Here is a 12,583-nt window from a genome sequence, read left to right as displayed (position 1 = left end):
TTTATTCAAATATTCTCGGATCATCACTGATCACCCCATCTATTCCCATTTCTTTTAATTCCTTTAATCTTTCTCTGGTATTCACAGTCCATGGGATTACTTTCATGCCTAATGAGTGGCATTCCTGTACTAATTGAGACGTTACAAGATTGTGTTCCGGACTGTAAATAGTAGGAGTGAAACTCAGGAACTTCATATCTCCGGCTACTCCACTCAGATGATCTGGATACATTTTGAACTTTTCCACAGAAATATTTTTAAAATAAGCCTGCTGCTGGGCCAGTTTTTTATCATCTACCTTTTCCACAAGTAAAGCGGTCATGATTTTAGGATATTCTTTATGAAGAATTTCCAGTGTCCGTGGATCAAAAGATTGAATGATTACCCTGTCCTGAATATTTTTTTCTACAATAATCTTCATCATCAGATCTACAAATTCTTTCGGTTCAGGATGAAAAATGTTATCAGAAAAGGGACGTGTTTTCGTTTCTATATTGTAAAAAGGCAGTGGTCTTTTCAATTCGCGTGCATAGGCCTCACAAGCATCAATGACGTCTGAAAAGAGCGGTTTCTGAGCCTTCATTTTCTTTTGATCAGGATAATTATTCAGTTTTTTTAAACCTACGTCAAATGTTTTGATCTTTGCGTAAGGCATTTTATATATTTTGTAATAAAAGCCTGAATCTTTGGGAATGTAAGTTCCATCCGGTTTTGTAACCAGTTCCGGTGAAAGAAAAGCATCATGGGAAAGAATTACTTTTTTATCTTTTGTAACGGCCAGATCCATTTCCAATGTGGTAACATTCATTTTTAATCCGTTTTTCATAGCCGGTATTGTATTTTCCGGGTAAAGGGATTTTCCTCCGCGGTGTGCCTGCTTGTCAAAAGATTGTGAAGCATAAAATTGGGTAAATACAATAAAAATACCTGTGAATAGTGCATTTTTCATATCCTGAAGTTTTAATCTTACAAAATTAAAACTCCATTATATATTTTATAATACAGGAATATTAAGCTTTTGCTACATTTCTAAAACAAAAGAACCAGGTTGTACGCCCGGTCCTTTTTATATTTCAATAAAGAGATTAATTGAATAAATCTATCTCTTCTCCTTTTCCAACAGGATATTCTTCTGTAAAGCATCCGAAACAGTGATTAGCTGATCCTAGAATGTCTTTCAGGTTGTCTATACTTAAAAACTCTAAGGAATCTACTCCCAAATAATTTTTAAGTTCTTCCGTAGTCATATTCGCTGAGATAAGATCATCTTTAGACGGAGTATCAATTCCCAGATAACAAGGAGCAATAATGGGTGGAGAAACACTTCTGAAGTGAATCTCTTTTACACCTGCATCTTTTAAAATTTTAACCAGTCTTTTAGATGTTGTTCCACGAACAATAGAATCGTCAATAATGACTACTCTCTTGTCTTTCATCTCAGAGATGATCGGGTTCAGCTTAAGGTTTACTACCCTTTCTCTCATTTCCTGTGTAGGAACGATGAAACTTCTTCCGATATATCTGTTTTTGATCAAAACCGGACGGAAAGGTATTCCTGAAGCTTTAGAGAAACCAATAGCAGCCGGAACTCCGGAATCCGGAACTCCAATCACCAAATCAGCTTCTACAGGAGCCTGTTCCCAGATTTTCTCTCCGGATTTTTCTCTGATCTCGTAAACATTGATATTTTCTAAGGTAGAGTCAGGTCTTGCGAAATAAATATATTCGAAAGAACAGATTCTCTGCTTACCCTTCGCTTCATCCATCATATAAGAATGAAGTTTTCCGGGTTCGTTTTCGTTGGTATAAATGATCTCACCAGGAAGGATATCACGTACATACTGAGCACCCACAGCATCCAATGCTACAGATTCTGAAGCTACTACATAAGATTTTTCATCAATAGCCCCCAATACTAACGGACGGATACCGTTGAAGTCTCTGAATGCAAAGAATTTGTTTCTGGTCATCCCTACTACAGAATAAGCTCCTTCAATCTTTTCCATGGTTGCTTTAATCGCTCCACGAAGACCTAAATCAAGGTTTTTCTGAATCAGTCTCAGGATAACTTCAGAATCGGAAGTCGCTCTGAAAACCACGCCTTCAGCTTCTAATTCTGCTTTTAATTCTTTGGCATTGGTAAGGTTACCATTGTGTGCTATAGAAAGTATAATCTGGTCATATTCGTTTTTCGCGAAAAATGGCTGAAAATTATATTTCTTCTTATCTCCTGCAGTGGTATAACGGGTATGCCCAATTGCAGAATTTCCCATAAAAGTTTCAGGTTCCTGAATTTCTTTATAAACATCCAAAACCAGTCCTTCGTCTTTCATGTTTGTGATTCTTCCATCCTTTAAAACGGAAATACCACAAGCCTCCTGACCTCTGTGCTGTAATGCAAAAAGGCCAAACTGTGAAAGAGAGAAAGTATCCAGATCATTATCTGAATACATTCCGAAGATCCCACATTCTTCATTAGGGGCATCCAGTCTTTCCTCTTCCTGAGTTCTGAAAAGATTCCTTCCGTAAGTCTGGGTTTCAAACTGTTTTAAATATTCACTTTTATGAATGTCTAAACTTTTCATTTCTATTTTTTCTAAATTAAAAGATTAAAAAATTTAACGATTAAAAAGATTACAGCCTGTTTAATTTTTAAATGGTTTAATCTTTAAATAAATTAAATCTTATTTCTGTAAAAGATTTTTAAGACGGTTATAGATTTCAACATAAGCCTCAGTAACTTCACCAAGATCTCTTCTGAATCTGTCTTTGTCTAATTTCTTCATGGTATCTTTATCCCAAAGTCTGCAAGTATCAGGAGAGATTTCGTCTGCTAAGATGATTTCACCGTCTGAAGTTTTACCTAATTCGATTTTGAAATCTACCAGGATGATATTGATTTTGTCAAACAGGTCGATAAGGATATCATTGATATCTGAAGATAACTCATACATTTCGTCAAGTTCTTCGTAAGTAGCTGCTCCTAAGAAAACGGCATGGTGATCATTGATAAGCGGATCTCCCAATTCATCTTTTTTATAACAGATATCGAAGATCGTTACCGGAGATTTAATTCCTTCTTCCACTCCTAATCTTTGCGCCATGCTTCCTGCAGAGTAGTTTCTTACTACCATTTCCAAAGGAATGATAGATACTTTTCTTACCAGCTGCTCTCTTTCGTCTAATTTTTGGATGAAATGAGTTTTGATCCCTTTTTCATTTAAATATTCAAAAATAAGAGTTGTGATGGCGTTGTTCATTTCTCCTTTAAGGTCTACCTGACCTCTTTTTTGAGCATTAAATGCTGTAGCATCGTCTTTGAAACGTACTACTACTTCATCAGGATTATCGGTTGCAAATACTTGTTTTGCTTTCCCCTCGTACAACATTTCTTTCTTTTGACTCATAATTTTACTTTCTAAATTGTAGTTAGATTTATTAATTTATTTTATTATTATTCCTGTTAAGACAGCCAGTCCAAAACTCAGCAGTGTACCAATTAATACATATTCTGTAAGCTTTCTCTGTTTTGCCTGTGCAAGGTCGCTGAATCTGAAAACAGATTTGGCAGCCACCATGAAACCTACGCCTTCCCAGTGATTCACCATAATAAAAGTGAAAACCAGCAGGCGTTCTAAAATTCCGATATATTTTCCGGCACTTGATAAAGATTCGGTTTGAATAGTATTGGGGCCATCCGGAGCGGGCGTCCATGATGACAATAAGATTTTTATAAAAATAGAAGCCGGTGTTGTTAAAAACAGTGCCGCCATAATTACCTTTAAAAATTCCTGATTCTGTAAAAATCCAAAGCTGAATTCCTGGAAATAAAAAGAAACTCCGCCAATCACCAGAATATGCAGCAGCTGATCTATGAAAAACCATCTTTTCTTAGTCTTTACATTCTGGAAACTAAGCTTGGCTGCATCAATAATAAAGTGAGTTATTCCCACTAATACAGCAACCCACCAAAGCTGAAGATCCCAAATAAAAATCAGACTTAAAACAATGTGAATCAGAACATGAATGTATAAAAACTTACTTTTCAGTTTATAGTTTTCCTTATCTGCAACCCATGAATTTGGCTGAAGTATAAAATCTCCGAGTAGATGTGCCAATATGAGTTTGATGAAGATCATGCCTATAATTCTGAGATTTTCTTTCTGAAATACTGATTGGTTTCCACGATGAGCTCATAGTTGGCTCGTTTCAGCCTCTGGCTTACCGAAGACTGTGAAATAGCAAATCTCTTAGCAAGATCCTCCTGTGTGATATCCTGATTCATGATCATTTCATGAATAATCTCTGCCGTAGCCATCGTCCAGTTATCAAAATCCTTGGACGACCATTTCAACAGGATATTAAGATCCCTGTCCACCGGATCACTGGAGGTTTTAATAGCAACCGTATGACCGTCACTTTTAAGATCATTAAGCAGTCTTCCTGAATTAACATAAGCTGTACCATTAGATTCAGTGATCTTCTCAGAAGAGAAACTTTCCTCACCAATACCTATGGCCATTCTTACATCCAGATTTTCGACACTTTTAATAAGAGATTTTATGGCTAGAAAACGCCAGAAAACGTCATCAATTTTGCACTTGAACTGAAACTCATCTCCCCTGTAGATTTCCCATGTGTGAGGAGCGCTTCCCCATTTTTCGAGAAGATGTTTAAGTCTGGTAATCCAAACTTCAGTGTCCGCATGCTGTGAATTTATAATATCACCGGTAATGACCGCTATCATACTGCAAATATAAGCATAATTACTTATATATAAAAAATATAAGCAGAAACACTTATAGATATTCATTATTAGCGAATCAGCTTATATCAATGATGTAGTAAACATAAGGTTTTTAAGGCTTTATGCCAACCATAAAATTACGGAAAAGCAAAAAAACATTCAATCATCCTGTTGTTATATTTACTTTAACTCTACTTTTTTATACTTTTTTTATAATAAGAAGCTGTTCCTGCTATCCGCTCATACTCCTCGCGCCTTCGTATTCCAACTCCCTAACCCTACAACTCTCCCACTTCTACTGCGGGGTAACCGCTGCTATCAGGGCTAGGACAGTCAGTGCGAGCAAGGCGAAGCAATCTCCTGAATTATTTCTACACCATATAAAAATAGAACTAACAGGTTTTAAAAACCTGTTAGGTTTAGCTGATAGTATTTAAATCTGATGTTATTTACTTTTTAATAAACTGATGTACCTTTTCATCAAGCTTCAGGAAATAAGTTCCCGTTGGAACATCTTGTACAGAAATATGTTTCTTATATCTGAAAGGATCTTTTTCGGTATAAATCACTTTTCCCGAAAGATCTATGATTTGGGCTATTTTTACTTTGTCAACCGCTCCTTTCACATAAAGATAATCATCAGCCGGATTGGGATAGATAATAAATTCATTATTGTCAGCAATCAATTCTGCTGTAGACAATGTGCCACCAAGGTTCTGACAGTAATTGGACGGATAAGAATCCCATTCACTGATAGTAAAAGTATTATTAGGCTGATTGATGGTGTTCTTTCTGTATAAAGATACGTTCCCGTTATTATTGGTCGTGTATTTTACCCCGATAGCATCTACTGTAACTGTTTTGTTATACGCAAGTTCCACATAATTTCCTCCCGCAAACATCATAGGATCAGAAGCTGTAGCAAATCTTGCCTCATCAGGAGTATAACATGATAAAGTGCCTTTCGGATTCAGGATAACAAAAGTTTCATTGTTTCCTACCCTGCCTTCCAATTCATATGTGTCACCATTATAGAAATCTCCGGATAGACTATTTTTAAACTGAATATTAATTCTGTAATTATTTAAATTAACCTCATGTCCTGTTTTATTGACGATTTCCAGCGCATTATTTTTCACAGATTCCGTATTTGTTCCGGATATATATTTGGTAATGATAAGATCCGAGGCATAGGAATCCGAAGCAATTGTTGAGGCTGTCACCGTATTACTGAATGGAGATTCCAGGTATGCTTTATCAAAAGCTTTCACCGTAAAAGTATAGATGGTTGACGGGCTCAGATGATCGATGCTGATGGAAGTCCCTTTTGTAACCGCAACAGGTGTCGCTGATCCATTCATATAAACTCTGTAGCCTAAAACATCATTATCAGGAGAAGCCGTCCAGCTCAGATTCACAAAATAAGCATTCTGCTGGGTTGAAACCAGTGATCCGGGAGCTGCGGGAGCAATATTATCAGGCGTTTCGGACCAGATCATATCAATCCACTCAGGATGATCTATAAATGGATTTCTATTTTTTTGTATAGTATAAACAGCATTGTTCCGGTCAATTTCTCTTTGTGAAACAGGATCTGCTGCACTCCATTGTTTCAGCATTGCAATATAAGCAAGATCAACCGCTCTTTCTTCCGTTCCATCCAATGGACACTGATCAGTAGCAGGAGTAAGATTGGCCGAAGTAGTATAAGCTGTATTGAATGAACCTAATTTTCCTTCATACCGTACTGCAAAATACAACAAGCTCCTGGCAATATCACCTTTGAATTCATTAATAGGTTCATACACTCTTCCGGTATAAGGATAATTGGGAATAGCTGCATTGGATATTCTCGAAGTGTTGGAAAAAATATAATGGTTGGTATTATTTCCTATTCCATAAGGATAATTGCTCCTGCGCTGGTTGATCCATCCATCAACAGGAATTATAAAATTCAGATCCGAATACATAGGATAATCACTGATAGATGAGCTTGTACTGAATGTACTCTGCGGCATCATGTGTTCTCTGTTATATCCCTGGCCTTCCATGCCGACACCTGCTACCAGCTGATCCGCAGTATATTCATAAGAATCAGGTCCTGAAGGAATTTCAGAATAGATATCCAGCAGATACTGAGTATTGGAAGCATCATGATCATAATATTTATCCAGATCAGTCTGTCCATACAACACCTTAAGATCGTCATAATGCCAGTTGACCATCTTTTCAGAAATAATATCATGAAGTTTTGATTTCAGAGCATATCCCGTCAATCCGGCAGTTCCGTCGTAATATCCGGCAGGAACCTGCGCAGAAATATAAGAGGAAATTAAAATGATAGGAAGTAGAAATTTTTTCATGCTTTAAAAATTGGGGAACTAAAATAGTGAAATAAAAAACGGAAAGGACTGAATATTTTATTAATAAAGTATTAATTCTGAAAATATAAAAATTTGAAAACTAAAGGGATTACCCTTTAGATATTACGATTGAAATAATTTATTTTAGCATTCCATCAATTTGGTTATCTTTGGGAACTAACTATTATTATATGAATACAGAGACTATTGACAACATCAAAATGATAGCGGAAACCGCTAGAGAATTCGCAGAAAAGAACATCAGACCGAATATTATGGAATGGGATGAAAGCCAAACGTTTCCAAAAGAGTTATTCCACCAATTGGGTGAGATGGGTTTTATGGGAATTGTAGTTCCTGAACAATATGGAGGTTCCGGCTTAGGTTATCATGAGTATGTTACTATTCTGGACGAAATTTCTCAGGTTGACCCATCTATTGGTCTTTCTGTAGCAGCACACAACTCACTTTGCACCAATCATATTTATGAATTTGGAAATGAAGAACAAAGACACAAATGGCTTCCTCAGCTGGCTTCCGGAAAAGTAATCGGAGCTTGGGGACTTACAGAGCACAACACAGGTTCTGATTCAGGAGGCATGTCTACTACAGCTGTAAAAGATGGTGATGAATGGATCATCAACGGAGCTAAAAATTTCATTACTCACGCTATTTCAGGAGATATTGCCGTAGTAATGACAAGAACAGGAGAAATAGGTGCTAAGAACAACTCTACTGCTTTTGTTTTAGAAAAAGGAATGCCTGGTTTTACTTCCGGAAAAAAAGAAAATAAACTGGGAATGCGTGCTTCTGAAACAGCAGAATTAATTTTTGATAACGTACGTGTACCGGATTCTCACCGTTTAGGAGAGGTAGGCGAAGGCTTCAAGCAGGCTATGAAAGTTTTGGACGGAGGTAGAATTTCTATTGCTGCATTAAGTTTAGGTACTGCAAGAGGAGCTTACAAAGCTGCTTTGAAATATGCAAAAGAAAGACATCAGTTCGGAAAACCTATTGCAGATTTCCAGGCAATCAACTTCATGTTAGCAGATATGGCTACAGAAATTGATGCCGCTGAACTTCTTATCCAAAGAGCTTCTACACTTAAAAATGCAAAACAAAAAATGACAAAAGAAGGAGCTATGGCTAAATTATATGCTTCTGAGGCTTGTGTAAGAATCTCAAACAATGCAGTTCAGATCTTCGGTGGATACGGATATACAAAGGACTTCCCTGCTGAAAAGTTCTATAGAGACTCTAAGCTTTGTACGATTGGAGAAGGAACTTCTGAAATCCAGAGACTGGTCATCGGAAGAGATATCACGAAATAACATTTTAAAATCCCAATACAAATGATTAAACAGGCACTTTTAGGTGAATTTCTGCATGAAGCTGAAAACACCAGAAAAATTTTACAGGCAATCCCCGACAGCGCACTAGACTGGAAACCGTCCGAAAAAAACTGGACAACCGGTCAGCTTGCCTCTCACATTGCTGAAGTATACAATTGGTACGAATCCACTTTCAATAAGGATATTTTTGATATGGGTACGTATAAGTATGACAAAGGAGATATTTCCAAAGCGGAGAATATCCTTGCAAAATTCGAAGAAAATGTTGCCAACGCACAGAAAGCTCTTGAAAACTCGGATGAGAACACTTATTTCAATGAATGGAAAATGGAAATGGATGGAAATGTACTTTTCCCTCCTATGCCAAAGGTTCAGGTGGTAAGAGCTTTTCTTTATAATCATTTGTACCATCACAGAGGTGAGCTTGTGGTTTACCTAAGATCAACCGGAAATAAAGTTCCGGGACTTTATGGTCCCACTGCTGATGATAAAATGTAATTAAGGATTACATACATTAAATATAGTAAGCTGTTTCATTCTGGAACAGCTTTTTTTGTCTACAGAATACGGAACAGCATAACAAATTCAATTTACTAACATTATCCGCATATCTTTAAATAATTATCAATTTATATTGTCTCATTTTAATTAAATAACAAACAAAATATCAATATATTGTTTTTTTTCAAAATCAACACATCCTTCATTACTTTCACTTTTCTGTATTAATGAGCCTTTTCAATTATATATAATGTATTGCATAATATATTATATATAAACTCCAAATATTCCTTAAAAAATTTTGTTTTCCGTAATATATTTTTTATTAGATTTGATATTCCACAATCAAATTTAATATTTAATATGAAAAAACAATTAACGCTGATTGGAATGCTCCTTATTTCGGGTATTTCTTTCGCACAGACTGACCGTCTTTGGTCTGAAGGTTCAAAAAGAACTTCATCAGAAATCTTTGCAAACAAAACCGGCATCAGCAATCCTAAGGTATACAACTTGGATATCAACGGATTGAAAAACATTCTGGCAAAAGCTCCCAAGAGACTGGCTGCAGGCGAAAAATCAGAACTCATCATCTCTTTTCCGAATTCTGAAGGCAGAATGGAAAATTTTAAAGTGAGGGAGAATTCCAATTTTGCCCCTGAGTTGGCAGCAAAATATCCGGATATCAAATCCTATGTAGGACAAGGTCTGGATGATCCTAATTCCACAGTTTATTTCAGTGTTTCTCCACTAGGACTGTCATCTATGGAAATTTATGGTGACAAATCGGCTGTTTTCATCGAGCCTTACACCAAAGATCTTTCTTCGTATGTAGTGTACAGAAAATCTGACAAAAAAGATGATCTTAACAAATTTGAATGTACCGTGGTGGATGCCGCACAGAAAGGAGTTTCCAATTCTGCTCTTGCAGCAAGACCTAACGCTGACGATGCCAAACTGAGAACATTCAGACTGGCATTATCGTGCACAGGAGAATACACCACTTATTTCGGAGGTACAAAAGCTCAGGCTTTAGCAGCAATGAACACCACAATGACCCGTGTAAACGGTGTTTTTGAAAAAGATTTCGCTGCAAGAATGGTTCTGATTGCCAACAATGATGCTGTCATCTACACCAATGCGTCTACAGACCCCTATTCTGCTGCTTCAGGAATGAGCAACTGGAATTCACAGCTGCAAAGCACTTTAACATCTGTAATTGGCGAAGCTAATTATGACATCGGACACTTGTTCGGAGCTTCAGGAGGTGGAGGAAATGCAGGCTGTATCGGCTGTATCTGTACAAACGGATCAAAAGGAAGTGGTTATACTTCTCCGGCAGATGCCATTCCTTCAGGAGATAATTTCGATATCGACTATGTAGCTCATGAAATGGGACATCAGTTCGGTGGAAACCACACCTTCTCCATGAACAATGAAGGAACAGGTGCCAATATGGAACCTGGTTCAGGATCAACAATCATGGGTTATGCAGGAATTACCAGCCAGGATATCCAGCCGCATTCTGACGCATTTTTCCATGCAATCAGTATCCAACAAATCACCAATAATATTAAAGCTAAAACCTGCTCTGTTAATACCAATACAGGAAATTCAATTCCTACAGCCAATGCAGGATTAGATTATACCATTCCAAAAGGAACTCCATTCGTACTGACAGGAACAGGAACGGATGCTGACGGAGATTCTTTAACCTACATCTGGGAACAAATGGACAACGCTTCTTCTTCTCAGACAGGAGCAAGTTCCGCCGCAAGTGCTACAAAAGCTTCAGGACCTAATTTCAGATCATGGACTCCTACTACTGCACCTGTAAGATATTTCCCAAGAATGGCTTCGATTTTAACAGGAGCAACTACTACAGCTGGTTCTGAAATCACAGTTGAGGCTCTTTCTTCAGTAGCCAGAACATTAAACTTCAGATTTACCGTTCGTGATAACAAAGCAGGAGGTTCAGGAAATAATTCCGATGATGCTGTTATCACTGTTAACGGAACTGCCGGACCATTCAATATCACTTCACAGAACTCTGCAACAACATACGCCGGAGGAAGTTCTCAGACAGTAACATGGAATGTGGCAGGAACTACAGCCAACGGGGTAAATGCTGCTAATGTGGATATCCTTTGGTCTACAGACAGTGGAAATACATGGACTACTCTATTGGCAGGAACGCCTAATGATGGCTCACAGGCAGTTACTATCCCTAATGCCAATACAACGACAGGAAGAATTATGGTAAAAGGATCAAACCACATTTTCTTTGATGTTAACAATGCTAACATCTCTGTAAATGCAGGTTCCGGAACTCCTGACACCGTTGCTCCTACAGCTCCTACTCTTGCAGCTTCAGGAACTACAGCTACAACCACTAACCTTTCATGGTCTGGAGCTACAGATAATGTTGGCGTTACCGGATACGATGTATACCAAGGAGCTTCATTAATTGGTTCTACGGCTTCTACTACATATACTGTAACAGGACTTTCACCGGCAACTACATATTCTTTCTCTGTGAAAGCAAAAGATGCAGCTGGGAATGCTTCAGTATCTAGCAACACCGTAAGCGTTACGACTCTTTCTGGAGGAACAGTTACTTATTGTTCTTCTTCGGCCTCAAACACAGCAGATGAAAGAATAGGAAATGTAACCTTTGGATCTATCAATAATACGTCTACAGGAACTGCAGGATATGAAAACTTCACTTCAGTTTCCACGAATGTTACAAGAGGAAGCGCTTACACAATTTCCATTACTCCGGTTTGGACTTCCACAAAATACAGCGAAGCTTACGCGGTTTATATTGATTACAACGGAGACGGAGACTTTACAGACAGCGGAGAACTGGCATGGACAAAAGCAGGTTCTACAACAAGTCCGGTTACAGGATCTATTACAATCCCGGCTACCGCTACTGTTGGTTCTACAAGAATGAGAGTAATGATGAAGTATAGTTCAATCCCTACTTCTTCATGTGAAGCTTTCACTTACGGACAAGTAGAAGATTATACCCTTAATATTGTTTCTTCCGGAAAAGGAGATCTTCATAGTACGAAAGATCTGATCACCGATGTGAAACTTTATCCAAACCCTGCAAGAGATATACTTTATATTTCCAATACAACTTCTGAAGATTATAAAATCTTCGATATGGGTGGAAAACTAATAGACTCAGGAAAACTACAAAGAGGATCCGTGAACGTAAGCAACCTTATCAAAGGTGCTTATATGATTCAAATCGGAGAATCTTCTAAGAGATTTGTTAAAAACTAATCCTTTACAATTAAACGATGTAAAAACTGCTCCTTATGGGGCAGTTTTATTTTTTAAGTAAAATATCATCACAATAAACAATTATAAATGAAATTAATTACATAAAAACATTTTATTTAAAACAAAATAACTATAATTTAAGTTTTTTAATTTAAATTTATCGCATAACAATATTTTATTGTGCCGTTTACCCAGATTGTATTTAAGGGAGCTCCAAAGCCGTTTTTGATGTCTCATGCAGCTGCTGTTTCTGACTCTATTTTGGAGTAAATTGATATTTCTACACTTTACTGTCAGAAAAGTGTATTATTAAAACAAATTCCAGC

At 37.3% G+C, this 12,583-nt stretch carries 9 protein-coding genes; 3 read left to right on the top strand and 6 right to left on the bottom strand.

Translation table 11 applies throughout. From position 1 onward, the window contains the following. Position 1 precedes the first annotated feature (1 nt). The 6 genes from PZ898_RS03195 to PZ898_RS03170 all read right to left on the bottom strand — a co-directional run bounded on the left by PZ898_RS03195 (position 2) and on the right by PZ898_RS03170 (position 7,110). Positions 2 to 949 (bottom strand): glycerophosphodiester phosphodiesterase family protein, encoded by a 948-nt coding sequence (locus PZ898_RS03195; protein ID WP_277694771.1) that lies wholly within the window; start codon positions 947 to 949, stop codon positions 2 to 4. Between the two features lie 136 nt (positions 950 to 1,085). After that, positions 1,086 to 2,585, bottom strand: a complete 1,500-nt coding sequence (gene purF / locus PZ898_RS03190; RefSeq protein WP_062669706.1) for an amidophosphoribosyltransferase — start codon at positions 2,583 to 2,585, stop codon at positions 1,086 to 1,088. Between the two features lie 99 nt (positions 2,586 to 2,684). Continuing rightward, positions 2,685 to 3,407: a phosphoribosylaminoimidazolesuccinocarboxamide synthase gene (gene purC, locus PZ898_RS03185; protein ID WP_047430685.1), complete on the bottom strand. Its 723-nt coding sequence runs from the start codon at positions 3,405 to 3,407 to the stop codon at positions 2,685 to 2,687. A 36-nt stretch (positions 3,408 to 3,443) separates the two neighbouring features. Then, positions 3,444 to 4,139, bottom strand: a complete 696-nt coding sequence (locus tag PZ898_RS03180; RefSeq protein ID WP_062669712.1) for a DUF3307 domain-containing protein — start codon at positions 4,137 to 4,139, stop codon at positions 3,444 to 3,446. A gap of 2 nt (positions 4,140 to 4,141) precedes the next feature. Then, positions 4,142 to 4,747, bottom strand: coding sequence for a SatD family protein (locus tag PZ898_RS03175; RefSeq protein ID WP_034698295.1), 606 nt, complete (start codon positions 4,745 to 4,747; stop codon positions 4,142 to 4,144). Positions 4,748 to 5,196: 449 nt separating this feature from the next. Then, entirely contained in the window at positions 5,197 to 7,110 is a 1,914-nt protein-coding gene (locus PZ898_RS03170; protein ID WP_123278240.1) for an endonuclease, read from the bottom strand. A gap of 191 nt (positions 7,111 to 7,301) precedes the next feature. Between PZ898_RS03170 and PZ898_RS03165 the strand changes: the two genes are divergently transcribed. The 3 genes from PZ898_RS03165 to PZ898_RS03155 all read left to right on the top strand — a co-directional run bounded on the left by PZ898_RS03165 (position 7,302) and on the right by PZ898_RS03155 (position 12,257). After that, positions 7,302 to 8,441, top strand: a complete 1,140-nt coding sequence (locus PZ898_RS03165) for an acyl-CoA dehydrogenase family protein (RefSeq protein WP_120231072.1) — start codon at positions 7,302 to 7,304, stop codon at positions 8,439 to 8,441. A gap of 21 nt (positions 8,442 to 8,462) precedes the next feature. After that, positions 8,463 to 8,960 (top strand): DinB family protein, encoded by a 498-nt coding sequence (locus PZ898_RS03160; RefSeq protein ID WP_062669718.1) that lies wholly within the window; start codon positions 8,463 to 8,465, stop codon positions 8,958 to 8,960. A gap of 366 nt (positions 8,961 to 9,326) precedes the next feature. Next, positions 9,327 to 12,257, top strand: coding sequence for a reprolysin-like metallopeptidase (locus PZ898_RS03155; RefSeq protein ID WP_277694770.1), 2,931 nt, complete (start codon positions 9,327 to 9,329; stop codon positions 12,255 to 12,257). Positions 12,258 to 12,583 lie beyond the last annotated feature (326 nt).

Source organism: Chryseobacterium sp. WX, assembly GCF_029542485.1.
In the GTDB taxonomy this organism is placed as follows: Bacteria; Bacteroidota; Bacteroidia; order Flavobacteriales; family Weeksellaceae; genus Chryseobacterium; species Chryseobacterium cucumeris.
This window is presented reverse-complemented; position numbering and strand designations above follow the sequence as displayed.

Excerpts from the sequence above, each read along its gene's own strand:
- PZ898_RS03195 (WP_277694771.1), bottom strand. The coding sequence starts at position 949 with ATGAAAAATGCACTATTCACAGGTATTTTTATTGTATTTACCCAATTT.
- purF (WP_062669706.1), bottom strand. The coding sequence starts at position 2,585 with ATGAAAAGTTTAGACATTCATAAAAGTGAATATTTAAAACAGTTTGAA.
- purC (WP_047430685.1), bottom strand. The coding sequence starts at position 3,407 with ATGAGTCAAAAGAAAGAAATGTTGTACGAGGGGAAAGCAAAACAAGTA.
- PZ898_RS03180 (WP_062669712.1), bottom strand. The coding sequence starts at position 4,139 with ATGATCTTCATCAAACTCATATTGGCACATCTACTCGGAGATTTTATA.
- PZ898_RS03175 (WP_034698295.1), bottom strand. The coding sequence starts at position 4,747 with ATGATAGCGGTCATTACCGGTGATATTATAAATTCACAGCATGCGGAC.
- PZ898_RS03170 (WP_123278240.1), bottom strand. The coding sequence starts at position 7,110 with ATGAAAAAATTTCTACTTCCTATCATTTTAATTTCCTCTTATATTTCT.
- PZ898_RS03165 (WP_120231072.1), top strand. The coding sequence starts at position 7,302 with ATGAATACAGAGACTATTGACAACATCAAAATGATAGCGGAAACCGCT.
- PZ898_RS03160 (WP_062669718.1), top strand. The coding sequence starts at position 8,463 with ATGATTAAACAGGCACTTTTAGGTGAATTTCTGCATGAAGCTGAAAAC.
- PZ898_RS03155 (WP_277694770.1), top strand. The coding sequence starts at position 9,327 with ATGAAAAAACAATTAACGCTGATTGGAATGCTCCTTATTTCGGGTATT.